This window comes from Flavobacterium aciduliphilum (assembly GCF_003268855.1).
Classification (GTDB): domain Bacteria; phylum Bacteroidota; class Bacteroidia; order Flavobacteriales; family Flavobacteriaceae; genus Flavobacterium; species Flavobacterium aciduliphilum.
Map to the genome: position 1 here is coordinate 1 of NZ_QLSZ01000003.1, position 25,168 is coordinate 25,168.

The window sequence follows — 25,168 nt, forward strand, 5'->3', positions numbered from 1 at the left end:
GTTTTAAACCAATTTATCCTTATTTTTGACAAAAGACTCCGATTATAAAAACGAAGCCTTGACTTTTCAACTTACACACTTTTTGGGATAGTGTCTTAATTTCACTTTCTGGATGTTTCTTTTTGGGAACTGCATGAAAAGAGGCTATTGTAAATGGCTTTCCTTTATATTCAAAAGTACTCATAAAAGGTTCACGGTCTAATTCTTTTTCAAAAGTTTGGTCCAACCATCCCTTGCCTATTTTCTTAACCTGAGAAGCTTTCCAAATGAAAGCATAACGTTCTCTACTTGAAGAATTATCACTTGTGGTTATTGGACTGACTTCATAATCCCATTGAAAACCTTTCCTATTTAAAATGGCAACCAACTCGGCAACTTTTTGAGCGCCTCCAGGTCCAGTAACAACTTCTTGTATCGTTACAATATCATACGGATTTAATGTATTGGATATAAATTCAAGTGTATTTTCCGATTTTGACTTACCAAAATTCATTAAATTCCAACTGCAAACAGTAACTTGTGCAAAGAATTGAAAACTCCATACTAAGGCACCAATAAATATATACTTCCTTACTCTTGACATATTCTATTCTTTTTTTACCCAATCTGAAAGATCTTTTAAACGATAGTATTTCATGTGATTCAATCGAACATAATTACATACAAATTCGAGAGTCTCAATCTTAGTTTGATAATTTGCAGTAACTTCTTCTACTGGACGATGACTGCACAACAATAAGATTTTATTATTTTTTTTAGCATAATCGAGTAATTCCAAAAGATAATGATAACTAAAATGCAAATGGCTATTATCAATATCAAAAGCATACACATATTTTGAACCATGAAAATAATAGCCTTCTTTTTCGGGTTGGTCCCCACAAAAAGCACGTCCTCTAATTATTTTAAATTGCTTTTTTAATTTCGAATCCAGGAGAGGACTGCGTTCTCCATAAGGATATGCAAAAGACGTTACATGAAATCCTCGACGTTTCATAGAAACTAACATAGGATGTATCTCTTTTTTAAGATACTCTTGAATCCCATTTTGAGACACAAATTTAACTGCATTATAATGATGGTAGCCATGTCCAGCAATTTCATGTCCCTCTGCTTCCATTTGATGCAAAAAACCTTGCTCAGGAACACCAATGGAATCTATTCGACATACATTAAACGTCGCTTTCCAGTAGTATTTTTTTAATACTTGATCCGCATGAAACCACTCGTCAACATAGGCGTCATCAAAAGTAATTACAACGCCTGCCTCAGGTTTTTTTACATCTTTTTTCGTACAGGAAAGAAAAGAAAATGGCAAAAAAATCACAATAAGACTAGACAATAAAGTTCTCATACACTTTTTTTAGATGAAAAAGTAGTAAAAATGAAAACGAATCAAATAAAAACTATTTGAATCTAGACTAATACATATTCGTTTGCATATTTTCATCAAATAATAACAAATATAAAATCCAAAAAACCAATATAAAAAAGACTACTAATACAAGTATCGCTATGCGAGTCATTCTTTTTTCTTTTCTACTTGTTCTATATCTCGATATCATCGATATAAAAGTTTGTATAAAATTACATAAAAAAAATAAATTACTAATAAAATCCTTAGAAATAAGTAAATATTTTTCCCAAAAACTCATTTCAAATAGTTTTATTTAAAACTTTGTCTTCGAAAAAGGAATCGTTTTTTATTTAACATGAGTCTATATAACAAAAAAGAAAAATATAGTTGTTTTGTATCTACAAAATTCATTTTAACAATGATTTTGAAATCCATTTTGTCATTTTGATTTTTTATCACCCATTAGCTAATAATTTACTTTGATTTTTTTCATGTTATAGTCTTTTATGCAAAATTACTTTTGAAAGTTCCCAAGCTCAAGCCAGAGTTGGCATATGCCAACTTTTGGTACTCTAATATAATTGTCAAATATGTAGGGTACCAAAGAGGGTACATGTCGAATGAGATTTAAAGTATAAAAGAGATTACTCATTTTTGAACTACTTTATTCAAATTAATGCTTAGGTGCCGTAAAATATAGGGTTGTATAAAAAACAGGAAAGTACATAAATATAAAAAGCACCTCTACGAGGTGCTTTCAGCGGAGAAAGAGGTTCCGTAACCCTTTTATTTTAATCAGTGTTTTCAGTACTTCCCAATTTGTGAATCACTACAGGGTAACCTATAGGGTAACTACTTTTTTTAGGTCAAGTTTGCATCAAACAAACATATAAAAATTATCCTAAATAATCATTATTTTTTTACATTTTTAATAAAAAAAATGAATTTATATATTAACAATTTTTGATAAGAATAAACATCTTACTTCTTAAAAAACAAATTCAAAATGCTTCTACCAATTTTTCTTTCAATTCCACCTTTTGTGGTTGGTATACCGGTTGTTCTAGCAAATCTTTGTTTTGCTTGAGTGATACCTAAAAATCTGTTTAATGAAAATGAAAATCCAAATTTCCCCATAAGTAGTTTTTTTTAGTAGTTTATAGTAAAAATATATAAAATTATTATAAAAAATATAAAATATTTTAAATGATAATTTTTTGTGTGTTTAGGTTTTTGTTTTTAAGCTAAAAAAAAGACAAGTTATAAACTTTTTTTTGTTTTTAAAGTGACAAATTTATGCGTATTCTATCCGTATTAATATGCTTTAATTTGGATAGAAATGGATTTAAGTTGTTTTGAAAATGAGATTTTATTACAGTTTTTCTTTATATCATATTTAGCTAACTACATTAAATTCAATAAATTAAAAATATTCTTTGTGAATTCGTTATAATATTATATTACTTGTTGTTTGTGTTAATATTTATTAATTTCTAGTTTAGAAAATGTATTTCCAATGATATTACTACATTATTAAAATCAAGGCATTTTCTAAAACAATCTGTTTAGTTTCATGTCGATTTCTATAACTTCTGATTATATTAACATATCAATTAAAAAAAAAATGAATAATTACAGTCTTAGTTTAACTTTTTTATTTGTCCCCAACATTTTTCGCAAAACCAAATTTTTTCTCTGTCCACTTGTTTTATGGTTCCATCGGCATCATTCATCATACACTCTTTATTGTTTTTACAATGTGAAAGTCCTAGATTATGTCCAATTTCGTGTAGTGCTACTTTTTTTAAACGAATTAACATTTGTTGCTTTGTCACTTTTCTTTTCAATCTAAAAGTTGAGACCACGCAGGTTTTCCCTGGTCTTAAGCCTAAACCAAAAATACCCCATTCAGGAAATTGATTACTCTTTTTGTATGCAATATCTTTTTCTGTAATTAAAAGTAAATTAATATTCGAATTGTATTTTGACAGTATTTTATTAGCGTCGTATCTCGTCTTGCTTTTTGAAAGTATGTCATTTGTCAATTCGAGTTTTGTTTTGATACTACATTCATAACCATAAAAATCTTCTACTGATTTTTTTAAATACATTAAACTTTCTGAATCTACACTCCCTAAGGGTTGAATGTAAATAATATGGTCTTTGCTAGTACTTTGTATTAAGGATGATGTACTAAACATCAAAACACATAATATAATCAGTGATAATATTTTCTTTGTTTTAACACGGAAAGTACTTGGTATATTAGTATTGATAGGCATTTTTGCAAATATAATATGAAGTCAAATATAGCCTTTTATACTATTCGAATTAAAAAAAAGTGTCAAATATTTTGCAAATTCAAATTTTATTTATATCTCTGCAAAGTATTTCGAACCCATTATGGGTACCAACCGAGTGTAGACACCACGGTGGTAAAACAATACGGGCCTGTCCGGTCAAAATAAACGCCTGTTTACCCAGACACACCATATTTTCGAAATACAAGTAACGATAGTTTAACTTAATCATTATTTGTATGAAAAATGTATTGCACGTTTTTTTTAATGACCACACTTCTCTTCAAATAGTGGGTGTGGTCAAAAAAACGAAGGACACTTTATTAAAAGTGAAAGAACTTCAAGAAGGGGACACTTCTCTATTTCTTGAAATTGAACACCAACAATTGAACACAATTTTGGAACTCACAAACGTATACCCCTATGTTTTGTTGTATTTTGATGTTAAAGATGGAATTATTCTATTCAAAGGAGCTGCATTTAACCTGAATAGTTTGGATAAACCATTTGCTATTAGTACGCAGTATAAGAAAATTTTATTACTTCATTATCCAATTTCTTTTAGATTGGAAGAAGTATCATCTTTAGTTTTAGAGTCGTAGTCATGGAATATCTCTTTATACATAAGCCGAATGATAAATCTATTATATTGGATTTAATAAGTGATTTTAAAAAATATTCCAAAGAAGAATTGATTAAAGATTACAACAGAGCAGTAGAAATTGGAATTATTGGCTCTCGCGCACAAGCGCAAAGACTTATAGCATTGAATGTTGCATTTAAAACACATTTTAGTAAATCTCCAATAAAAATTGAAGACAATATTTTAATTCGTTTAACAGATAAGATTGAATTGTTTGAAAATGATTGGAGATATCTAGAAAATTAAACTAATAATCGGAATCATTCATTCAAAAGAAGATAAAAATTATGAGAACCACTTTTCAAGATAAAATTGAGGCTTGCAAAATAGCTAGAGTTTGCATATGTGGAAAAGTAAAAAATAGTTAACTCAAAACAAATTAGTATAGAACGATGAAAAATATAGAACAATCAAATTGGTGGGAACACAACCATTTTATTAATGGCTATGGCAAATTCCCTTATGTAATTTTAAAAGTGGGTTGTGCATTATATATGCAAATACCCATACATTTTAATAAGGATGGTGATTTTGTAAATTATCCTGGTACTCATGTTAATGGTATTTCTGAGATAGATTTATCTACTTATAATCATGATAAATTATGCTCTTTGCACGAAAAAATTATTGAACACTGCCAATGGATGAAAAATAAAATTGAAACTGACAGAAACAGAACTATAAAAATGTGTTTGGTTGAAGGACCTGATATTTCATATTATTTTGAAGGAGATACTATAGAATTTAGTACGAGTATTCCGAGCGGTGGCAACTTAATCACACAGGATTATAAAGTAATTGGAATGAATGTAAAACACTATTTATAATTATTAACTAAAACAAATGCCTATGTAGAACAAAGAATTAAGGTTAAACAATATTCAAATAACGCGATTAGTAGTCCAGTTCCCATTTTTAATTTTTTAAAACCAAAAAGCATGATTGTAATTAAATCGGAAGCCTTTATTACTGATAAAGGTAAAAGTGAAATTAATGAAGATACCCTGAAATGTCAGTCGGGTAAATTTTATGTCGTGTGCGATGGTGTTGGAGGAAATGGGAATGGATTATTAGCTTCCCAATTGCTTGTTGCCTCTATAACAAATTCTTTTACTTATACTGAGAATTTAGTTCTTTCTGATGCTTTAAAAGAGGCTGAACAAGCTTTAGAGGATTATAAAAGAAAAAATCAAAATACTTCTCTAATGGCTAGTACTCTTGCCTTGACGAAAATCACTACTTCTTCCATAGAAATTGGATGGGTTGGTGACAGCAGAGTTTATCAATTTAGAAAGGGTAAAATTATATATAAAACGACCGACCATACTTGGGTTAGTGATGCCGTAAAGAAAGGTAGCATTACCGCTTTGGAAGGGCTCTTTCACCCTGAGCGCAATAGATTAACACGAAGTGTAAAAGGAAGTTCACAACCTAGTGCAATAGAACAAGATTTACTAACCGATGTTAATGATAATGACTATATTATGATTTGTTCAGATGGTATTATGGAATCGTGGATTGATGCTGACTTAGAAGCTTTGTTTTCTGAAGTAAAGCCTGCCTCCTACTTCATTGAAATGCTTCATCAAAATTGTAAAGTCTTTTCTAATGACAATTATACAGCAATAGTCTATCAAATAGGTACACTATAAAATCATTCATTTAAAAAATGAACATTATAAAAAATAACACATTCACAGGAACTGCAACTATAGGATTAATTCGTGGTTATTCTAAAATCAGTATTACTAATGCTGAATTTAAAGCCGCTTTACTTAAAGCGCAACAAGAAATCTATAAGCAATATGGTATTGGATTGAGCGTAAAGTTACTCCATTCTGAAATCTTATTTTTGGGACAAGAAGAACCTTCAATAGATCTACAAATCATTCAATATCCTAAATTTCCTCAAACAGAAGAAAATCTTAAAATAGCCTTTGTAGCGTTACTAAAATTACTAATGATAGATTTGGAACAAAATAGAGTTGTGGTTCTTTTTACTGATGAAACCCTTATGTTGGAAGTATCTGACTCAATTGACCCAAGAATTCAACTCTAAACAGATATTAAATGAGAAAACTGATTTTACATATCCCCCACTCTTCAATAAATATTCCTTTATTAGATGGTTATGTTGGCACTAAAGATAAGATTCAGGAGGAATTAGTTAAACTGACCGATTGGTATACTGACGAACTGTTTTATTCTGATACCGACGCTATGATTGTGGCACCTTTTTCAAGACTATTCTGTGATGTAGAACGTTTTGAAAATGATGCGGAGGAAGTTATGGCTAAATTTGGAATGGGCGTTTTGTATGAGCGTTTTGATGATGGCGATTTACTTAGAACTGTTACGCCAACTTTGCGAGAAAATATTATAAAACACTATTATTGGAAACATCATACTCATTTTACTAATCTAGTAAACAACGAACTCATAAAGCATGAAACTTGTCTAATAATAGATTGCCATTCGTTTCCATCAATCCCTTTAATTAGAGGTTTAGACCAAACCATGGATAGACCTGATTTTAATATTGGTATTGATGCTTTTCATACTCCAAAAGAATTAGTAGAGGCTTCAATTACCTATTTTAAAGAAAGAGGTTATTCTTTAGGAATTGATTGGCCTTATAGTGGCACTATTGTTCCTATGGAGCACTTTCGGAAAAACAACAAGGTGTATTCTATAATGTTAGAAGTCAATAGAAAATTATATCTCGAGGAACCCACAAATAAAAAATCTAGTGAATTTGATACTACTAAACTAATTGTACAAGAATATTTAGAACTGCTTAAAAAAATTGTTTAATTTAAAACTTGCCTATTTCAATTATCTTATTTAACTCCATAAGAAAATAATTGGCTACTAGTTTTATTATAAAATCTGTAAAAATATGATCTCAAAAGAATTATTATTAGGTTACCAATCGACTTGCTACAGCATTTTGAACCCTAAAATTGACATTTATCTTACTAAAGATAATGAAGCCTTACACTCATTTTTAAAAGAACATCATTTCAACAGTTGGTGTTTTATTACTGCTTGGAATCCTTTTTCAAATGCATTGTCTTTAGAAGATAACCAAAGATTGAATTCGCTTTTAGAACAAGACCTAACGAATTATACGGTATTTGCTGGTGAAGGAAAAGATACCCTTGGAGATTGGCCTCCAGAGATTAGTTTTTTTGTGGGTGGGATTACAAAAGAAGCGGCTATTTATTTAGGTAAAAAATACGAACAAAATGCTATTGTATATGGAGAGATTAATGGTCTAGCTGAGTTAATTCTATTGGCTGAATAATGTAAAATAATATGGAAGTTCCTCCTAAGAAAAAATACCAACGAAAAGTAACTGACATCACTAAACTGCATTACATTACTTCAGAAGGAATGAAAATTAGTGTTTATTCACCTTATGAAATCATGGTAAAAGAAATAATGTCTTTGGGAATAAATCCGAAAGGTAAAACCATTAAAGAATTACAAAATTATGTCAGTCAAATCTGTCTTGATACTTATATGAACTGTTATTATAGCGATTCTACACCCTCTTGTAATTTAGATTATTTGAATTCTCCCGACTATCTAAAAAGAAATGTTATCAGACATTATTTAAACGAGCTTTCATATTGGCTTTATGATTATAATGTTAACAAAATGCCTGATGGCGTGAGGGTTGATTTTGAATTAAGCCTAAAACGAATCATTCGATGATGTGAGCCTTAATTTTAGTTATAATTGCAAATAGACTTTGTAGTAATGGAAACCAACTCATGCTAAATTTACTACAATACAAAAAATATCTTTAACTAGACATGATTTGGCAATCTTCCCATTTATATTTGCATTATTATTGAAAACTATGTAATTCAAACTGATACTTATGCAACAACTAAAGTTATCCATTCCTGCTTTTCCTTTTTATTGTCCTGTTACTGGTGAACAATTATTATTTGAAGAGGATTATCATTCCTCTCCTGCTACTCTATTTCATTATATTGATCTTGAAGGAGGTGTATTAGTTGCAGCTCAACCTGAAATTGAAGTACTGTACAATGAAGCTTTGAAGGAAATTAAAGAAGGTTTGTATGATGGTTATGAATTTAAATATGATTATTCGAATGAAGGAAAAGCCTTTGATATTTTAGTTCATGTCAAATTAAAGGATTATTCTAATTCTGTTTTGTTTGAACTATGTGATGCTGGATATGCATGTGGTCCTGTATCGAGTAGTGTTTTTATAGGTATTGATATGGGGTATGGAAAAGCGTTGGATTCTGGTGTATTGGATCAAGAGGCTTTTGATTTTTGTTTCTCTGGATTTGAGGATTATGAATCTGTTTTAATAGATGCTTCAGAAATAAATCCAACTAGAGATGGTCTTGCATTGTTTATGGAAGACACTATGGGTTGTGGTGGTTTTTATTTTATCAGTACTGAAGAAGCATGGAAACGATTGTTACCTGCTTTAGTTGTATTGGATTATGTTAACCAAGACCCTGCTTCTATTCCGGTTCCTGTATTTGAGTCGCTTAAAAAGGTGTATTTGGATTACTTTAATGCAGGGATTTATGAGGCATTGCCAAAGGATTTTACTGCTGATTTGAATGCTGTATTGACGGATTATAAAATTGTATTTTTTGGTAAAGTAACGGATTTGTTTGAAGCCAACTCTGAGTTTTGCACCGAATTGCTTGAGGAATTTGAAGGCAATCCCGTTGAGGATGCTGAGGGTTTTTTACGTTTTTTGAGTAGTTATTCTAAATATTAAGCCATACAATAGACAGGTATTTGTTGTTTGAAAAAAAACTTTTTGGTTAAGCGCTTTAAGAATTTATTTTAGTAGTTTTTGGAGGTGAAACGAGGTTTCTCCTTCTCTCTTGCTTCTAGTTTTTCTAATTGTTGTTGCTTTTTAGTCTCCTCTGTCTTAGTCTTGGATTCTTTTGCTTGTTCTAATTTTAGGTTTTGGGCTTCTTTTTGTTGGGTTTTAAGCTGGTCATTTGCTTGCATAACTACTAAAATGGTATCTTGTTGGATGTTGTAATATTCGGCAAATTCTTTGATGGTAATGGGTTGGTATGACTGTTTGTTATAGTGCCTTTTAATGGCAGCCATCATTTTATAGGATTGACGTTCTTTTTTATCAAAGAATACCATAATGTCGTTTACATTGATTGCTTGTCTCATGTTGTGCGTTGTTTTAATGATGGTGTAAAATTATTGAATCAGGAGTGCTTTTTAGTAGATTGGATTGTAGCTTTTGCTCTATTCATAAGTAGTGTTTACAATACTTCTTGGTAGTGCTTCTGGGATTTATTTGAATTGAAGGTTGTTGATTTTAATACTTTTTAAAGATACTTGTTGCTCTACCTTTTGTAAGCCTTTGATATAGCTTTGATATGCCTTTGATATAATTGTGAATTACGAATTAAGAATTAAGAATTAGGAATTTATTGGTGGTGGGGTAATTAATTTATACTACAAAAAAGTAAATTTGTTGAAATTGTAGTTATGGAAAATGATTTAAATCGGTTTTTAACGGCACAAGAACATAATTATGAAATAGCTCTTGCTGAGATTAAACTTGGTAAGAAAGAAAGTCATTGGATGTGGTATGTTTTTCCTCAACTGAGGGGATTGGGCTTGAGTGACACTTCTTTTTTTTATGGGATTCAAGATTTGGAGGAGGCCAAAGCATATCTTGCACATCCGCTTTTGGGCCCAAGGCTAGTTGCTATTACCAATGCACTTTTGTTGCTAAATGAAAAAGATGCCTACACCATTTTTGGCAGTCCCGATCATTTAAAACTTAAATCTTGTATGACTTTATTCTCGCTTGTAGATGAATGTTTAGATGGTGTTTTTAAACAAGTATTGGATTGTTATTTTAATGGAGGTATTGATGATAGAACGCTTGCTTTTTTAAATCGATAATCTTTTTTAGCCTGGGGAGGTTATTTTATTGCTATATATAAATTCAATTAAGGTTTCTCGATACATTTTTTGTTTCAATTGTATTTCACAAAAAACACTCTAAATGTCGTTTGGTTATTTAAAGTCGTTTTTTTATGTGATTTCCAAATGAAAAAAGTTCTCGATACATTTTTTGCTTCGTTGCGCTACACAAAAAACACTCGAACTGACGATTGGATATTGAAAGTCGTTTTTTTTATGTGATTTCTAAATGAAAAAAGTTCTTGATATATTTTTTATTTCGTCCCGGTAGTCATCGAGACGAAATAAAAACACTCGAAAAGTTATTGTAATAACCGCTTTATTTAAACTTTTGTTTTAAAGTTTAACTTGCCCTTAATAGTTGCTTTTGTAATTTGTATTTTATCTGCTTACCTGAAAGGTCTTTTATTCTGGGCAGGGTTTTTATGGGATTGTTGAGTTCCATTTTGTAGCCTGATTCTTGGTTGAACCAATTTCTGAAGGCTGTTTCTTTTACTACTATAGCTGATGGATTTTCTATTTCACTCATGGTTCGGAATATGTATCCTATTTCGTCTGCTTTGGGGTTGTGTTGCATGAGTACATCAAAGAGTTGGAAATCTCTATGTGTTCTGAAAATGTGTGTTGGATAGTTTTTGGATTCCGTTTCTGTAATAGTGGTTTTTGGTGCTTCTATTTCTGGATTATCTATTCCTGCTGCTTGGTTTAGTTTTGCCATTATGTTTTGGAATAATTTATCTGCAGCTTCAAAAAATGGATTTGAAAAGTCTGTGTAGGCTTTCATATCGTGATAAAGTGCATTAAAGCCTCTGTTTAGGGAATTTATGTACTGATTGTATTTGTGGGGTTCTAAAATTTGTAAGGCTTTATTTTCTATAAGATAATCTACTTTCAACGTTTTTAATTCGTGTTCGAGTAGTAATTCGAAGGCTGTTTCTTCATGATACATGTAGTGATGAATCATAAGTTTTATCAATGCTTTTTTGAATTTTTTCAAGAATGATTTTACTGAATGGGCTTCTATATTTTGAGTTTGAAGGATTTGTTCTAATGAAACTGAAATTTTTTCAATAGGGTACTCCTCTACTTCTTGCACTACAAATAAGAAGTCATCTAATCTTATATTAATTGTATCTGTAAATTTTGCTGAGGTAGTTGGCGTGTTTTGGGTACATTTCTTCAAGGCACGCGCCATTCTTTTGATTTGCTTGTGCAAGTTTCCTTTTTGAAGTTCTTCTTGAAACGATAGCATTGGTTTGCCTGCTTCTGCTAATTGTTTTTGCAGGGTATTCATCGCTTCTAATTCAAATGAATTTGCAAAAATTTCACTTAATTCTTTTATTCTTTCCGTAAGAGTAGTTGCATCTATACGATCTAGAGTGTTTTGTTGTATGTTGTTTTTAGTATTCATGTGTTACTAATTTATTTGTTGCTAAATTACTGCATATCAGTAGGAATTTCAATTTTAGTTATTAACAAATGGTTGGTAATTATCTCTTGGGGATTTGGTGATATGGTTATCAAACTTCTTATTTTCTAACTCGTGTTTTACTTGATTATTAACTTATTCACTGCAACCTCATTTCTCTTTTTTTAAACCACATAGAATCATAGATTTTTTTTAGGTTTTGTTTGAGGCGCTTCGCTTGGGATAGGTTACATAGTGTAGATTGGAGGGTTGATGATTAGATTATTAGATTATTAGATGGGTAGAAATGTTTGAATAGTATCATACTAAAAGTAGCTAAAGGTTTTGTCTTATTTTTTAACCACATAGAATCATAGATTTTTAGGTTTTATTTTGAGGCGCTTCGCTTGGGATAGGTTACATAGTGTAGATTGGAGGGTTGGATGATTCGATTTTTGGATTTTTAGTTGCTTGAACGTTGTCATTTAAAAAGTTCTCGAAGTGTAGGGTTTTCTTCTCTCTTCTTACTGCATTCTACTGTATTGTGCTGTTGAATACTGCATTATGTTGCGGCTATCGCACCTGTATTTTTGGTAATCAATAGGTTGCATCTACTTTTGATGCAAATAATTGAACAAGATGCATCGGACTATTATTTTAAAAATCATTTACTAATCATTAAAAAAAGTTACTATGTATACTTTAATTGAAAAAGTCTGCGAGACTAGACAGCGGGTTCTAGGAAGAACCGAAAAGGAGTGTTTCATTTTTAAAACTAATTATTATGGCAAAATTTGATGGTATTTTTGACATTGAAGGTACCCTGAAGGGTATGACCTTTTACAAGACGAGTGAAGGTATTCGCATACGTGCGAAAGGTGGTATTAGCAAAAAGCGTATCATGAATGATCCTGCTTTTGTGCGAACAAGAGAAAATGGTGCGGAGTTTTCGCATTCGGCTAAGATGGCGCAATTGTTACGCCATTCGGTATCGACTCTGGTTGACAACGCTAAGGATAGCAGAACGAGCAGTCGCCTGAACCAGATTATGGGTCGTATCAAGAATAGGGATACGGTGAATGTTCGTGGTGAGCGTACGGTGAAAAATGGGCTGAGTGACCCCTTGGCGCTCCAGTATTTGGTGGGGTTTGATTTTAACAAGCACTCTACTTTAAGTAGTGTTTTGAAGAAGAGTTTTGCACTGAACACGACCGATGGGAAGTTGACTCTGAGTGATTTTATTAACGGAAAGCAGATGCTTTTGCCTGCAGGCGTTTCTAAAATTGGCTTTCGACTTGGTGCTTCTAGTATTGACTTTTCTGGGCAGACTTATGAATTTGTGGAAAGCCCTCAAGAGTTGATGCACGTAGAATTGTATGCTCCTGCTACGTTTACGTTGACCTTGCCTTCTATCCCTTCTAGTGGTGGGTTGTTGTGTTTCTTTCTTTTGATTGAATTTTATCAAGAGATTAATGGGGTTGACTATCCGTTGAAAAACAAGCAGTTTAATGTTTTGAATTTGATTGCTGCTTCTTAGTTTTTTTTTATGGAATTGAAGAGACAGCTGGTTTTTGCCAGCTGTTTTTTTTTGTATCGACAGGATTTGTCTATGTTATAGCTTAATTTTGATTTTTAATTGATTCTTTTTTTAATAGTATCAATTTACTATATTTGAGACCAACTCTATTTTATGGCCGTTGACCTTTCTGAACTATTAGTTATTGGCGTTTCTACCAGAGCGTTGTTTGACCTTGAAGTTGAAAATGATCTTTTTCAAAGTCAGGGTATTGCTGCTTTTAGGGCTTATCAATTAGAGAAAGAAGAAGAATTGTTGGCGCCCGGCACTGCTTTTTATTTGGTTAAAAGTTTGTTGGAATTGAATACAATTGCTAACAAGAAAATTGTTGAAGTGGTGGTGATGTCGCGTAATAGTGCTGAAACAGGTTTTAGGGTTTTAAACTCTATAGAACAACACCAACTGGATATTACCCGAGTGGCCTTTACAGGAGGTGAACCGTTATCTCCTTATATTGAGGCGTATGACATCGATTTGTTTTTATCTAAAGACAGTGCCGAAGTGCAACGTGTGATTGACTCTAAAAAATGTGCTGCGGCTTATTTGTATGCTCCTCCTACTGATTTTAATTCAAAAGATACTCGAGTAAAAATAGCATTTGATGCTGATGCGGTTTTATTTTCTGAGGAATCGGAATATCGCTATAAAACTGAAGGATTGGATGCTTTTCAAGACTATGAAAAAGCACATGAAAATGATGCCTTGAACGAAGGCCCTTTTGCTAAGTTGTTAATGAAACTTTCTAAAATACAAGAACATTTACCGACCCCCATAGAGTACTCCCCTTTGCGATTGGCTATAGTTACAGCACGTAGTGCTCCTTCTCACAAAAGAGTTATTAAAACCCTTAGAAAATGGGGTGTTTATGTTGATGAAGTATATTTTTTAGGAGGTTTGGCAAAAGACAAGGTTTTGGAAGCTTTTGGAGCCCATATTTTCTTTGATGACCAAGACACGCATTTAGAATCGGCTTCTTTAGTGGTGCCTTCTGGTAAAGTGCTTTATGAAACGGATTCACCATTGAATCAATTGCAGAAAACAACAATAATTACTAAATCTTAATTTAGAAAATTATATAAAAAAGTAAAAAATGAATTATTCACCATTTGGCTTGCTGACCAAGTCTATGAAATAATAAAAGAATTGAGAATCCAGCTGAAATATTGCACGTAGTTGAAAAAGAAATTACATTAAAATTGAAACACTATGAGTGATTTAGTACCAAACCACAATACCTTCCTTTTATATACAGCTCCAAACGGTAATGTAAAAATTGAAGCCTACCTACAAGACGAAACGATTTGGCTTACTCAACAAAAAATGGCATACGTTTTTGGTGTAGCTAAATCAACTATTAGTGAACATCTTAGCAATATTTATGGAAGTGGCGAATTAGAAAAACAGGCAACTGTTCGGAATTTCCGAACAGTTCAAATAGAAGGCGAACGTGAAGTAGCTCGAAATTTAGAATACTACAATTTAGATGCTATCATTTCAGTAGGTTACCGTGTTAATTCTACTAAAGCTACGCAATTTAGAATTTGGGCTACTAACGTATTAAAAGAATTCATTGTAAAAGGCTTTGTAATGGATGACGACCGATTAAAACAAGGCACTACAGCGTTCGGAAAAGATTATTTTAAAGAATTACTCGAAAGAGTACGCTCTATTCGTGCAAGCGAAAGACGAATCTACCAACAAATCACCGATATTTTTGCCGAGTGTAGTATTGATTACGACCCAAAAGCCGAAATCACCAAAAATTTCTATGCCTTGGTGCAAAACAAATTCCATTTTGCCATTACAGGTAAAACTGCAGCTGAAATCATCTATTTAAAAGCCGATAGTTCAAAACCTCAAATGGGTTTAACCACTTTCAAAAATGCTCCTGATGGTAGACTATTGAAATCAGATATTGAAATTGCAAAAAACTATCTGGAAGAAAAAGAAATTAAACAATTAGAACGTACTGTTTCTGGTTACTTTGATTACATTGAAAACCTTATTGAACGCCAAAACACCTTTACCATGGAAGGCTTAGCCGAAAGTGTAAACAAGTTTTTAAGCTTCAATGAATACAAAATACTAGAAGGTCTCGGAAAAGTATCGCATCAACATGCAATCAATAAAGCAGCTAAAGAATACGACCTGTTCAACAAAACACAAAAAATAAACTCTGATTTTGATAAACATATTAAAGCATTAGAAAACAAGAAAAAATAATAGATCACATTACAATTCAAACTAAATAAATTGATTTTAATATGGATTATATGGCTAATTTTTCCTGATATTTGGAATTTTAATTCTTAGAAGAAAAATAGTAAATAATGAAGTCAAAAAAAAGGAAGAAGAGGTTTGGCAAAAGACAAGGTTTTGGTAGCTTTTGGAGCCCATATCTTTTTTGATGCCATTGATTGCTACTTCTAAGTTTTTAAGATGTTTGAAGAGACAGCTGGCAATTGCCAGCTTTTTTTTTGTATCGACAGGATTTGTCTATGTTATTTTAGAATTTTGTTTCAAACCTAAATTTGGTGTATAAATTTTATATAACAATTTAAAAATTTAATTAAATTTACGATTTTTTACTATTAACTACAATATGATTTATCCTACTAAATTCAATAAACCTGAAGAACCTGCGGAAGAAAAAGTATTCAATGCTTTGTCTAAGTTGCCTGATTCAGATTTTACGACATTCTATAGTCAGGAGTTTACTTCAATTAATCCCAGAGAAAAAAATGAATATGAAATTGATTTCATAGTAGTAGATCATAGAAATAATAGATTAAATGCCATTTTAGTTATTGAAGTTAAGGGAGGTAATATCACCTTTAATGGTGCTACTCAAAAATGGTCTCAAAATGGGAAAGAAATGAATAAGGCTCCAAATAAGCAAGCTTCTTCAGCTATGAATAATTTAGTGAGTCGTTTTCGATTTTTATCTTTAAATATCCCTTTTCATTGGGTATTGTGGTTTCCTGATATACAAGTTAGACCTGATGAATGGTTACCAACGGCTGTTTCAAGAGATAGACTGTTAGATTCTAACTCAGTTTCATATTGTTCCGATGCCCTACCCTTTCTATTTAATGAAATTATTGAAAAAAATCCAAACGAAGGAGCCCCAGTAACAGACTTTTTGAAACTTAAAGATATTTTACTTCGTAGTGTTGGTTTTTTTAAACCACTTCACAAGGAATTTGAAGAAAATGAAAACACGTTTAAAAAATTGACTGAAAATCAAGGAAAAATATTTAAATACATCGATATAAACCCTAACATTTGCGTACAAGGACCGGCTGGTTCTGGTAAAACTTTTATTGCTTACAACAAAGCAATTGAATTTGGAGAGCGAGGAATGAAAGTCATGTATGTTTGTTTTAATAAGACTTTAGCAACTGAATTAAGACATAGGTACAGAAATTTAAACTTGCCGAGAGAATTTGAAATTGAATTTACTAATTTTCATTTTTGGGCGCTCCGTATTGCTGAACAAAACCCAACATACAAAAAAGAAAAAGCAGATTCCGAATTTTTTAATACTTATATCCCTAACAAAGCAAAAGAAGTAATTAATGAACCTTTTTATGATGCTGTTATTATTGATGAAGGACAGGATTTTAGAGAAAATTGGTTAGAATTGTTAAACAAAATTTTAAAAAAAGAAGGTCGTTTTTTGTTCTTTATGGATGAAAATCAAGATATCTTTGAAACTTTTAAAGGTGTTCCTCATCATAGAAATATTACTAAATGCCATTTAGAAGAGAATTGCAGAAATACTAAATTAATTATTGAGAAACTAAAGGAAACACTTCCAGATGTTAAAATGGTACCCATGGAGGGAACACCTGATGGACAACCTATTAAAACAATTGCTTTTGACTCTAACGAATCGCAAGTCAATGAACTTGACAGACAAGTTAAATTATTAATTGAAAGTGGTATTCGGCCAAATCAAATTATTATCTTGACTAATAATTTGGAAGGAATTTCTAGTTTAAAAGGGGTTCATAATCTTGGGGGTAAAAAATTAATTAGCACCTATGACAGAGAATATGGCAGAGATACTAATTGTATAGCTCAAACCACAATAAATGTATTTAAAGGTTTAGAGGCAGATATTGTTTTCATTTTGGATGCTCAAAATATTGAAAACAAAAATAGTTTTTATACCCAGGCTAGTAGAGCTAAACAAATGTTATTTATATTTAAAAAAAACTATGACAAAATTTAATATTATAGAAGTTCCAATAAAATATATTGATTTCTACATAAATGTAGATTGTACCCTTTTTTGCCCAGAAATCACAAACGATTGGAAAAATATAAAAGATGATAAAAATCGAGTTAATGTATTTGTTTCAATGTATTTTGGTGAACTTGGAATTGAAGGTAGTTTTGCCCTAGGATTACCACCGATAAAAGAAGATATTGAAGATGCATGGGAATTTAGCCGAAAAGCAGGTACATGGGATTGGTATTCTGCTTATAAATTTATTATAAAAATCAATGACATTAAAGATTATAGCTTTGATTTGCAATTATTTAACATACCTTTTTCGCTTTTTGAACTTGATCCTTATAAAATTAAAAAAACATTAAATTTAAATAATTATAAAAATTTAGATTGCAACTTATTACTTTCAGATTCTGAAGAACATAATGAAACCGTTGACCAATTATTTAAAAATACTCTAGATGATTTCATGAAAATTTTAAAGTATGAATTTGATGCTAACCTTATTGACAAACCACTTGATATAATATAATTTTGAACAAATTACCTATATATTTAGATGCAGCATCTACAACACCCGTAGACAAAAGGGTGTTGGATAATATGCTCCCCTATTTTTCAGAAATATTTGGGAATGCATCAAGCAATCATGTTTATGGGTTAAATGCAAAAAAGGCTATTGATATTGCAAGAAGCCAAGTTGCTAAATTAATTAATGCAGATGAAAAAGAAATTATTTTCACCTCAGGTGCAACAGAATCTATAAATTTTGCAATAAAAGGTTTTGTTGAATCAAATTACGAAAAAGGAAATCATATTATCACAGTTAAAACAGAACATAAAGCAGTTCTAGCTACCTGCGAATATTTAGAAACTAAGGGGTTTGAGGTCACCTATTTAGATGTAAATGAAAATGGTTTAATTTCATTAGATAGTTTAAAAGCTGCGATTAAAGAAACTACTATATTAATTGCAATTATGTATGTTAATAATGAAATTGGGATAATACAACCTATAGCTGATATTGGAAAAATTGCTCAAGAACAAAATATTTGCTTTTTTTGTGATGCAACACAAGCAGTTGGTAAAGTAAAAGTTGATGTAGTTGCTGATAATATTGATATGCTTTGTTTTAGTGGACACAAATTAAATGGTCCAAAAGGAATTGGTGTATTATACAAAAAAAAACATATTGCGCTAACCCCCCTTTTACACGGCGGTGGCCAAGAATATGGATTAAGGGCGGGAACCTACAACACCCCTTTAATTGTGGGTCTTGGGAAAGCATGTGAGATAATTTATGAAGAATGGGATTCTAATATTTTGAAATTACTCGAAAAAAGAAATGAAATTGAAAAATATTATGAACAAAATAATATTGGGATTATTAATTTTAAAGAGGTTAAAACAGCACCACATATATTGTGTATAACTCTAAATAATTATGATGCAGAAGATTACCTAATAGACAATTTAAAACAATTCGTAGCGTCTACGGGAAGTGCATGTAATTCAGGATTAGTTAGAATTTCACATGTAATTGAATCGATAAATAATTTAAATAATCAAACATTCAGAATATCAATTTAAAAATGGGGCATAAAAGTGATATAAATGATATGATACTTTCTAATATTTCAAATGATGAAATTATAAAAACTATATATAAAAGATATAGTATAAGACATACTAAAAATGACATAAATTCGTATAGAAATAAGATAGAAAAAGACATCAATTATGAAGATAAAATCATTTATATATTAAAAAAACTATCAATTCCTTTAACAATTAAAGATATTGAACACTTTCTAAGTAATGATTATGGAAAAATATTACCGCATAGTACCCTATTAACTTTAATGTTTGATAAAGTATGTAAAAATGGGAAAGTATTTTATAATAGATCTGAAAAAACATTTTCAGTAAATTCAAATAAAAATATTGACTTTAGTCAAGAAAATGACAACAGTGAAAATTCAACTTTAGAGGGAGATAAAACATATGAAAATGAAGAGATTAATAACCCACCATTCAATTCATACAATGAAGTCCTCATTCATGAAATAGAAACGTTAAAAAAACAATCTAATAATTTTAATTTGATAGAAAGCTCTGTCATATCGAAAATATTAGATAAATCTATAGCTATAGTATACATATCTTCAATATCTACTAACAATGATAATAATTATTTAAAAAAACTTTGTTCGATTTATATTGTTTTTTTAGAGAATTTATTAATAGTTTTAGAGTATTTTAAAAATTCGGAATTCGACATAACACGCAATAATTTAAATAATTACATTTTAAGCAAAAACATTAATATTGCTGACTTTGATGTATTCAATTTAATAACAAACCATATTGGATTTGCCGTTCAAAGAGAATCTATTTATTTTAAAGTAACTGATAAAAGAATTCTTAATGATTTCATTGATGATGTTTCTAATGAATTATTTTTTTATAAAGAGTATTTACAATCAATAACGAAAGAAGATAAAACAAATAATACTGATACTTTTTTTGAAAATATAGGAACTAAAGATTTAAGTGGAGGTAATAATGATTTAATTACTGATGAGGAAACAATATCAGTTAGTTCATCAAATAATGAAGAAATTAGTGAAGACATTTATGAAACTAAAGTTTCAGAAATTAATAAATCTTCAATAGTTATAGAAAATGTATATGATGAATTAATTGAAATTAAAAAAAATCTTCAGATAAATATTGACAGAATTAATCTACTAATAAACAAAAAACAAAACTCAAAAGAGTTAGTTATTAAAAATGAATGGATAATAATATCTGATTGTAACATAAAAAAAAACATCCAAATCAACTTTAAAGAAAAAAAACTAACATTTAAAAATATTAATAATTTAAATTTTGAAAATTTATTTAAAGAATTTCTTTTAAATATTTCGAAACAAAGAAATTTAAATAGAAACTTTGAAGTAGATTTATTTTTTGAAAATTTAGAAGAATTTTATACAAATGATTATGATTTATAACCACGATGAAATAATTGCTAGTTTGTCTATTATGTTTGAAAAACTTAATGATCAAACAAGAAAAAAACTATTAGGTGAAGAAATTGAACGTATAATTAACAGTTATTTTGGAAGAATTAGTGCAGATCAATTAGCAACATCTTTACTTAGCAAATACGGATCAGATTTATTTAATAAAAAATATGGTGTTTTTGAGACAATTATCAATGGAAGTGAGCGGGAAGATTTAATTTCGCTTGCAATATCACTTGGATTAAATACTGATTCTAAAACTATTTGGGACGATATTTTATGTAAATTGGACTCAAAAAGAAATTTAAGTATCTTTTTGAAAAACTATAATCTACCTGATTATTTTTTAATGATTGGAAAAAAAGATTTAAGAGAAACGACAGAAACAATAAAATTAGAATATAATCAAAGTCTAACAAGTCTAGGATTTCCTCATTCATATCAGAATTTTGTTAAACTTGAACTAATTGAAAAAATAAATAATAGTTCTGGTAAATTTTCTTCATTAGTTGTTATGCCAACAGGTTCAGGAAAAACTAGAACTGCTGTAGAATATATGATAGATTTCATAAGAGAGAAGAAAAAAGCAAATATAATTTGGGTTGTTGATAGTCCAGAACTGGCAGAGCAAGCTTTACAAACTTTTAAATCGCTTTGGTTATTAAGAGGAGACAGAGAATTGACAATACATAGATGTTTTAATAAATTTAATCCAACAATTAATTTTGAAAAAAAAATTAATATTATATTTTGTGCTTTTGATAAGCTAAGAAGTGAAAAAGAAAAAACATCAAATCTATTTAACGGTCTTAAACTAAATACTAATTTACTGTTAATTGATGAAGCTCATTATTCTTTAGCAACAAAATATGACGAGATTCTATCTTCTATAAAAAATAATTCTAAAGAATTAATTACAATAGGATTGACAGCAACACCATTAAGACCTGATGACAATGAAATGTTTAGTTTAAAAAATTATTTTGATAATAGAATAATAGAATTTAAAGATGAAGATGACATAATTATAAAAAATCCTTTAGAATATCTTCAAGAAAAAAATTATTTGGCTTCTATTGATGTAGAATATCTATCTATTCCTTCTGATGAAATAAAACCAACTTCCTCTGAATTTAATACTAAAATAATTAATAGAATCAAACAAAGTTTAGAGGAAAAGAAACAAATAATAATATTTGCAATGTCAAAGAATCATGCAATAGCATTAGATATATTGTTAAAACATGAAAAAGTTAAATGTAATTGTATAATTGGTGAAACATTATCACAAGAGAGACAGATTTATTTTAAAGAATTTCAAGATAAAAAAATTAATGTTTTAATTAATTATGATATTTTGGCAACAGGAATAGATTTACCTAAAGTTGATGAGTTATTTATATTACGGAAATTTGGTCAAGTCACTACTGCAATGCAAGTTTTAGGTAGAGCACTTCGTGGTGAATTAAATGGTGGAAATAAAAAAAACAAAATTATAAGTGTTATTAATAACAAAGTTATAATTAATAATCCAAATGATTTATACAATCTTATTAATAACATGCACACTTAAAATTTGGATTTAACAACACTCATAAGTAAATTAAAATAAATTTTAAATAATAAATAAATGAAAAGTATAATTGGACCACGTATTCTAGAAAAATTAAGAAGTTCTGACTATAAAAACACAGTATATGCACTTGCTGAAATTATTGACAATTCAATAGATGCAGAGGCAAAAAATATTGATGTTATAACAATAACTAAAGACGGATCTATAAGAGATATTTATTTTGTAGATAATGGTAATGGAATGAATGAAAGTATTCTTCAAAATTGTGTGATATTTTCTGAATCAAATAATCCTCCAGGCATAAAAAATACAGGTTTTTTTGGAATGGGACTTCCAAATTCTTCTTTATCTCAATGTACTAAATTTTCTGTTAGTTCAAATATTAATGGCACTTGGATGCAAAACAGTGTTGATATAAAACAAATGATTGCATCAAATACATTAGATCTAAATCCAATATATAAGGCTGATATTAGAGAAATTAACAATATTTTAGAGAAATCTAAAATTGAAAAACCTAAAACAATAATTCACTGGACTAATCTAGATAAAATTGATACAGTAAGACCTCAAACTTTAATGGATCGTTGTGAAAGATTAATAGGTAGGATTCATAGATACAAAATTAATAATGGTCATACAATTAATTTTTTAAATTATTCTGATGGAAATAAAAAACCAGATATAGATCACATTTTTATTGAAAATGATCCCCTTTATTTAACAAAAGGGAAATCACAAATTGCTTCAAAAATTAATATTTTAGCAAAAGTTAAAAATAGTGAAAATCCTGAGTTTTCGTTAGACCATTATTTTTCCAAATACATTACATCAGATATTGAAAAAGTTCATCCACTTTTTTATTGCCCAGAAGAAGCACAGCAAACTATTTCTATAAAATGGAATGGAAAGACATATACAATAAATTTAAAACTTGCGGTTGCATATAAAGATGTACAAAAGCCTGGAACAAGAGAAGGTGGAAAAACTCTTTTTGGTAAAGAATTAGGAGCAAAAGTACGAGGTAATAGTAATTATCCTTCTGGGAATATTTCTTGGGTTAGAAACGATAGAGAAATAACTTGTGGAAATTATTCATTATTCAATGTTACACAAGAAAATCAAAGGTTTTGGAGTATTGAACTAAACTATGATACATCAAAAACAAATGATAATGTACTAGATAAATTATTAGGTCTTTCAAATTCCAAACAAAGTTTAAAATATACTCCAGATACAGAGCATCCGATCGATGAATCTGAAACTGCTAATGAAAATAATAAAAGACAAGAATTGATTGCTCGAATTACAAATGCTCTTAACGATGCAATTCAAAAGGCTAATAAAATTTTAAGTCAACAAGCAAGAGAATGGAAAGCAAAAGAAGATTTAATTAAAGGTACAACATCAGGAGGTGGAGGAATACTTCCAGGAGGAACCCCAACAACTTATAAAGTTCTCCTTGAGGCATTAGGAAAAGGGGCTTTATTATCAGAACAAGATGTTGAAATACTTACAACAAAATTAAAAAAATATCTTCCTTTTATTGAAAAAAGCATGATCGAAAGTGCTGTAAGAAAATATAGTGAAATAGGACTTCAAAATTTAATTATATACTGTGAATTAGATGAAAGAGATTTATTTCAAACAGATAAATATCAAGGCATAAATATTACACTAATTAATACAAAACATCTATTTTATTCAAAAATAATAGAACCTTTAAAAGAAAAAAATGATAACGATATTCTGGTTAGCGTAGAGTTATTAATTTCATCATTAAGTAGAGCAGGTGAAAATAATTATTTTGACAGAAAAAAAGAAGATATTAAAGAACTTTTTGAATTAACTTCTAAAGATTTAAAAAATCTTCTCAATCAGCAGAGTACTGTTGGTCAAAATTTAGATGATGACATAGAAGATGAAAATGTATTATTTGAAGAAGATAATATAACTTAATGTAAAAAACATGCTACACAAAAGCGGATATAATTTAGAAAAAGGAGCAATTGATTTCATTAGCAATAATGAAACCATTACTCTTTTTTCGGCTTATATTAAACTTGAGGAATTGAAGCAAATTAATATCAAAAATAACATCAAACAAATTATTGTTCGTTGGGAAATAGAAGATTTGTGTAAAGGAGTATCTGATATTGAATTGTATCACTATTGCTTAGACAATGGTATCGCATTGTATAGAAACACTAGATTGCACATGAAAGCTATTTGGAACAATCAAGATACTGTTCTTTTTGGCTCAGCAAATATTACTGGAAAGGGTTTGGGAGAGAAAAACAATTACAACTATGAATTAAATGGCATTAAAGAATCTATAGATATTACTGATATTATCTATTTTAATCAAGTTATTTCATCTAGCGAATATGTTTCTTCCGATTTATATAATCAAATTAATGAGATTGTAATAAACACTATTTTACCAATAATTACTTTTCCAGAAATTCCTACAGTAAAAAAAGAAATTGATTACTTTTTACTTTCTCAATTACCCATGAGCAAATCCCCAGATGATTTATATGAAGTAGTTATTCATAGTGAAGATTTTGATACTAAAGAACAGGGTTTTGCAGCACATGATGTAGCATTATTTGGTATTGACGTATTTCAAGATTATTCTTTATTTAAAATAGAATTGAAGGAGAAATTCAACGCACATCCTTTTATTATTGCTTTAAAAGAACACATAAAATCTCAATTAACAAAATCATTAAGTTATGGTAGAGTAATAGATTGGATAAAGATAAATACAACTACGGTTCCCACACCTAGAAGTTGGGATTTAAAACAAGATCAAATAGTTAATAATCTTTATACATGGATTTGCGAATTTGATGAGAAATATTCATGGGATACACCAAATCATTCACAAGTAATTTTTTATAATGGAAACAAATAAATGGTACACATCAAATGAAGCAAAAGCAATCTTAAAAATAAGTGATTGTAAATTGATGCACTTACGTTTAGAAGGAAGAATTTTGTTTAAGAAAAATGTTAGAAGTTATTTTTATCATATTGAATAAGTTATATCTCACTAATCCTAAAAAACTGGAT

The 25,168-nt window shown here is 29.7% G+C and carries 26 protein-coding genes and 1 riboswitch; of the genes, 20 read left to right on the forward strand and 6 right to left on the reverse strand.

Features of this window, described 5'->3' with window-relative positions; translation table 11 throughout:
• Positions 1-19: 19 nt before the first annotated feature.
• The 4 genes from CLV55_RS04150 to CLV55_RS04165 all read right to left on the reverse strand — a co-directional run bounded on the left by CLV55_RS04150 (position 20) and on the right by CLV55_RS04165 (position 3,639).
• Positions 20-583: an exonuclease/endonuclease/phosphatase family protein gene (locus CLV55_RS04150; protein WP_146739528.1), complete on the reverse strand. Its 564-nt coding sequence runs from the start codon at positions 581-583 to the stop codon at positions 20-22.
• 3 nt (positions 584-586) lie between these two features.
• Complete coding sequence (locus CLV55_RS04155; RefSeq protein WP_112112491.1) at positions 587-1,354, reverse strand: polysaccharide deacetylase family protein; 768 nt, start codon at positions 1,352-1,354, stop codon at positions 587-589.
• 984 nt (positions 1,355-2,338) lie between these two features.
• Entirely contained in the window at positions 2,339-2,494 is a 156-nt protein-coding gene (locus CLV55_RS12880; RefSeq protein WP_170122240.1) for a hypothetical protein, read from the reverse strand.
• 503 nt (positions 2,495-2,997) lie between these two features.
• The gene (locus CLV55_RS04165) at positions 2,998-3,639 is read right to left on the reverse strand and encodes a matrixin family metalloprotease (protein WP_112112493.1); all 642 of its coding nucleotides are present in this window, start codon (positions 3,637-3,639) and stop codon (positions 2,998-3,000) included.
• 100 nt (positions 3,640-3,739) lie between these two features.
• A riboswitch (SAM-I-IV-variant riboswitch) is annotated at positions 3,740-3,834 on the forward strand.
• Positions 3,835-3,896: 62 nt separating this feature from the next.
• On the opposite strand from CLV55_RS04165, the gene CLV55_RS04170 reads away from it, so the two are divergent.
• The 9 genes from CLV55_RS04170 to CLV55_RS04210 all read left to right on the forward strand — a co-directional run bounded on the left by CLV55_RS04170 (position 3,897) and on the right by CLV55_RS04210 (position 9,077).
• Complete coding sequence (locus tag CLV55_RS04170; protein WP_112112494.1) at positions 3,897-4,259, forward strand: hypothetical protein; 363 nt, start codon at positions 3,897-3,899, stop codon at positions 4,257-4,259.
• Between the two features lie 47 nt (positions 4,260-4,306).
• Positions 4,307-4,546 (forward strand): hypothetical protein, encoded by a 240-nt coding sequence (locus CLV55_RS04175; RefSeq protein WP_146739529.1) that lies wholly within the window; start codon positions 4,307-4,309, stop codon positions 4,544-4,546.
• A 146-nt stretch (positions 4,547-4,692) separates the two neighbouring features.
• Positions 4,693-5,127, forward strand: coding sequence for a hypothetical protein (locus tag CLV55_RS04180; RefSeq protein WP_112112496.1), 435 nt, complete (start codon positions 4,693-4,695; stop codon positions 5,125-5,127).
• A 111-nt stretch (positions 5,128-5,238) separates the two neighbouring features.
• On the forward strand, positions 5,239-5,952 hold the full coding sequence (locus CLV55_RS04185; protein ID WP_112112497.1) for a PP2C family protein-serine/threonine phosphatase: 714 nt from the start codon (positions 5,239-5,241) through the stop codon (positions 5,950-5,952).
• A 17-nt stretch (positions 5,953-5,969) separates the two neighbouring features.
• Positions 5,970-6,359 carry a hypothetical protein gene (locus tag CLV55_RS04190; protein ID WP_112112498.1) on the forward strand — a complete coding sequence of 130 codons (390 nt, stop codon included), beginning with the start codon at positions 5,970-5,972 and terminating at the stop codon, positions 6,357-6,359.
• 11 nt (positions 6,360-6,370) lie between these two features.
• Positions 6,371-7,114, forward strand: a complete 744-nt coding sequence (locus CLV55_RS04195) for an N-formylglutamate amidohydrolase (RefSeq protein ID WP_112112499.1) — start codon at positions 6,371-6,373, stop codon at positions 7,112-7,114.
• 85 nt (positions 7,115-7,199) lie between these two features.
• Positions 7,200-7,607, forward strand: coding sequence for a DUF3293 domain-containing protein (locus CLV55_RS04200; protein ID WP_112112500.1), 408 nt, complete (start codon positions 7,200-7,202; stop codon positions 7,605-7,607).
• 11 nt (positions 7,608-7,618) lie between these two features.
• Positions 7,619-8,020: a hypothetical protein gene (locus tag CLV55_RS04205; protein ID WP_112112501.1), complete on the forward strand. Its 402-nt coding sequence runs from the start codon at positions 7,619-7,621 to the stop codon at positions 8,018-8,020.
• Positions 8,021-8,189: 169 nt separating this feature from the next.
• Positions 8,190-9,077 (forward strand): hypothetical protein, encoded by an 888-nt coding sequence (locus CLV55_RS04210; protein WP_112112502.1) that lies wholly within the window; start codon positions 8,190-8,192, stop codon positions 9,075-9,077.
• Positions 9,078-9,145: 68 nt separating this feature from the next.
• Here the strand turns inward: CLV55_RS04210 and CLV55_RS04215 are convergent, their stop codons facing one another.
• A complete protein-coding gene (locus CLV55_RS04215) occupies positions 9,146-9,493 on the reverse strand; it encodes a hypothetical protein (protein WP_112112503.1) in 348 nt (115 codons plus the stop codon).
• Positions 9,494-9,817: 324 nt separating this feature from the next.
• Here CLV55_RS04215 and CLV55_RS04220 point away from each other — a divergent pair, with 324 nt between their 5' ends.
• Positions 9,818-10,240 (forward strand): DUF1810 domain-containing protein, encoded by a 423-nt coding sequence (locus CLV55_RS04220; RefSeq protein WP_112112504.1) that lies wholly within the window; start codon positions 9,818-9,820, stop codon positions 10,238-10,240.
• A gap of 364 nt (positions 10,241-10,604) precedes the next feature.
• Here CLV55_RS04220 and CLV55_RS04225 read toward each other — a convergent pair whose 3' ends face one another.
• On the reverse strand, positions 10,605-11,672 hold the full coding sequence (locus tag CLV55_RS04225) for a hypothetical protein (RefSeq protein ID WP_112112505.1): 1,068 nt from the start codon (positions 11,670-11,672) through the stop codon (positions 10,605-10,607).
• Between the two features lie 781 nt (positions 11,673-12,453).
• Here CLV55_RS04225 and CLV55_RS04230 point away from each other — a divergent pair.
• From CLV55_RS04230 to CLV55_RS04275, 10 genes are all read left to right on the forward strand, one after another.
• Complete coding sequence (locus CLV55_RS04230; RefSeq protein ID WP_112112506.1) at positions 12,454-13,206, forward strand: hypothetical protein; 753 nt, start codon at positions 12,454-12,456, stop codon at positions 13,204-13,206.
• A gap of 153 nt (positions 13,207-13,359) precedes the next feature.
• Positions 13,360-14,307 carry a 5'-nucleotidase gene (locus CLV55_RS04235; protein ID WP_112112507.1) on the forward strand — a complete coding sequence of 316 codons (948 nt, stop codon included), beginning with the start codon at positions 13,360-13,362 and terminating at the stop codon, positions 14,305-14,307.
• A 144-nt stretch (positions 14,308-14,451) separates the two neighbouring features.
• Positions 14,452-15,468: a virulence RhuM family protein gene (locus CLV55_RS04240; RefSeq protein WP_112112508.1), complete on the forward strand. Its 1,017-nt coding sequence runs from the start codon at positions 14,452-14,454 to the stop codon at positions 15,466-15,468.
• Positions 15,469-15,847: 379 nt separating this feature from the next.
• Positions 15,848-17,482 (forward strand): nuclease-related domain-containing DEAD/DEAH box helicase, encoded by a 1,635-nt coding sequence (locus CLV55_RS04245; protein WP_112112509.1) that lies wholly within the window; start codon positions 15,848-15,850, stop codon positions 17,480-17,482.
• Complete coding sequence (locus tag CLV55_RS04250; RefSeq protein WP_112112510.1) at positions 17,469-18,017, forward strand: hypothetical protein; 549 nt, start codon at positions 17,469-17,471, stop codon at positions 18,015-18,017. Before CLV55_RS04245 ends, CLV55_RS04250 begins: the two co-directional genes overlap by 14 nt.
• Before the next feature lie 2 nt (positions 18,018-18,019).
• On the forward strand, positions 18,020-19,075 hold the full coding sequence (locus CLV55_RS04255; RefSeq protein WP_245902678.1) for a cysteine desulfurase family protein: 1,056 nt from the start codon (positions 18,020-18,022) through the stop codon (positions 19,073-19,075).
• 2 nt (positions 19,076-19,077) lie between these two features.
• Positions 19,078-20,502, forward strand: a complete 1,425-nt coding sequence (locus tag CLV55_RS04260) for a hypothetical protein (RefSeq protein ID WP_112112512.1) — start codon at positions 19,078-19,080, stop codon at positions 20,500-20,502.
• Entirely contained in the window at positions 20,492-22,087 is a 1,596-nt protein-coding gene (locus tag CLV55_RS04265; RefSeq protein ID WP_211306481.1) for a DEAD/DEAH box helicase, read from the forward strand. Before CLV55_RS04260 ends, CLV55_RS04265 begins: the two co-directional genes overlap by 11 nt.
• Before the next feature lie 57 nt (positions 22,088-22,144).
• On the forward strand, positions 22,145-24,049 hold the full coding sequence (locus tag CLV55_RS04270; protein ID WP_112112514.1) for an ATP-binding protein: 1,905 nt from the start codon (positions 22,145-22,147) through the stop codon (positions 24,047-24,049).
• A 10-nt stretch (positions 24,050-24,059) separates the two neighbouring features.
• On the forward strand, positions 24,060-25,010 hold the full coding sequence (locus tag CLV55_RS04275) for a phospholipase D-like domain-containing protein (protein ID WP_112112515.1): 951 nt from the start codon (positions 24,060-24,062) through the stop codon (positions 25,008-25,010).
• Positions 25,011-25,168: the final 158 nt, after the last annotated feature.

Coding starts and splice junctions, on each gene's coding strand:
- CLV55_RS04150 (WP_146739528.1), bottom strand. CDS start 583: ATGTCAAGAGTAAGGAAGTATATATTTATTGGTGCCTTAGTATGGAGT.
- CLV55_RS04155 (WP_112112491.1), bottom strand. CDS start 1,354: ATGAGAACTTTATTGTCTAGTCTTATTGTGATTTTTTTGCCATTTTCT.
- CLV55_RS12880 (WP_170122240.1), bottom strand. CDS start 2,494: ATGGGGAAATTTGGATTTTCATTTTCATTAAACAGATTTTTAGGTATC.
- CLV55_RS04165 (WP_112112493.1), bottom strand. CDS start 3,639: ATGCCTATCAATACTAATATACCAAGTACTTTCCGTGTTAAAACAAAG.
- CLV55_RS04170 (WP_112112494.1), top strand. CDS start 3,897: ATGAAAAATGTATTGCACGTTTTTTTTAATGACCACACTTCTCTTCAA.
- CLV55_RS04180 (WP_112112496.1), top strand. CDS start 4,693: ATGAAAAATATAGAACAATCAAATTGGTGGGAACACAACCATTTTATT.
- CLV55_RS04185 (WP_112112497.1), top strand. CDS start 5,239: ATGATTGTAATTAAATCGGAAGCCTTTATTACTGATAAAGGTAAAAGT.
- CLV55_RS04190 (WP_112112498.1), top strand. CDS start 5,970: ATGAACATTATAAAAAATAACACATTCACAGGAACTGCAACTATAGGA.
- CLV55_RS04195 (WP_112112499.1), top strand. CDS start 6,371: ATGAGAAAACTGATTTTACATATCCCCCACTCTTCAATAAATATTCCT.
- CLV55_RS04200 (WP_112112500.1), top strand. CDS start 7,200: ATGATCTCAAAAGAATTATTATTAGGTTACCAATCGACTTGCTACAGC.
- CLV55_RS04205 (WP_112112501.1), top strand. CDS start 7,619: ATGGAAGTTCCTCCTAAGAAAAAATACCAACGAAAAGTAACTGACATC.
- CLV55_RS04210 (WP_112112502.1), top strand. CDS start 8,190: ATGCAACAACTAAAGTTATCCATTCCTGCTTTTCCTTTTTATTGTCCT.
- CLV55_RS04215 (WP_112112503.1), bottom strand. CDS start 9,493: ATGAGACAAGCAATCAATGTAAACGACATTATGGTATTCTTTGATAAA.
- CLV55_RS04220 (WP_112112504.1), top strand. CDS start 9,818: ATGGAAAATGATTTAAATCGGTTTTTAACGGCACAAGAACATAATTAT.
- CLV55_RS04225 (WP_112112505.1), bottom strand. CDS start 11,672: ATGAATACTAAAAACAACATACAACAAAACACTCTAGATCGTATAGAT.
- CLV55_RS04230 (WP_112112506.1), top strand. CDS start 12,454: ATGGCAAAATTTGATGGTATTTTTGACATTGAAGGTACCCTGAAGGGT.
- CLV55_RS04235 (WP_112112507.1), top strand. CDS start 13,360: ATGGCCGTTGACCTTTCTGAACTATTAGTTATTGGCGTTTCTACCAGA.
- CLV55_RS04240 (WP_112112508.1), top strand. CDS start 14,452: ATGAGTGATTTAGTACCAAACCACAATACCTTCCTTTTATATACAGCT.
- CLV55_RS04245 (WP_112112509.1), top strand. CDS start 15,848: ATGATTTATCCTACTAAATTCAATAAACCTGAAGAACCTGCGGAAGAA.
- CLV55_RS04250 (WP_112112510.1), top strand. CDS start 17,469: ATGACAAAATTTAATATTATAGAAGTTCCAATAAAATATATTGATTTC.
- CLV55_RS04260 (WP_112112512.1), top strand. CDS start 19,078: ATGGGGCATAAAAGTGATATAAATGATATGATACTTTCTAATATTTCA.
- CLV55_RS04265 (WP_211306481.1), top strand. CDS start 20,492: ATGATTTATAACCACGATGAAATAATTGCTAGTTTGTCTATTATGTTT.
- CLV55_RS04270 (WP_112112514.1), top strand. CDS start 22,145: ATGAAAAGTATAATTGGACCACGTATTCTAGAAAAATTAAGAAGTTCT.
- CLV55_RS04275 (WP_112112515.1), top strand. CDS start 24,060: ATGCTACACAAAAGCGGATATAATTTAGAAAAAGGAGCAATTGATTTC.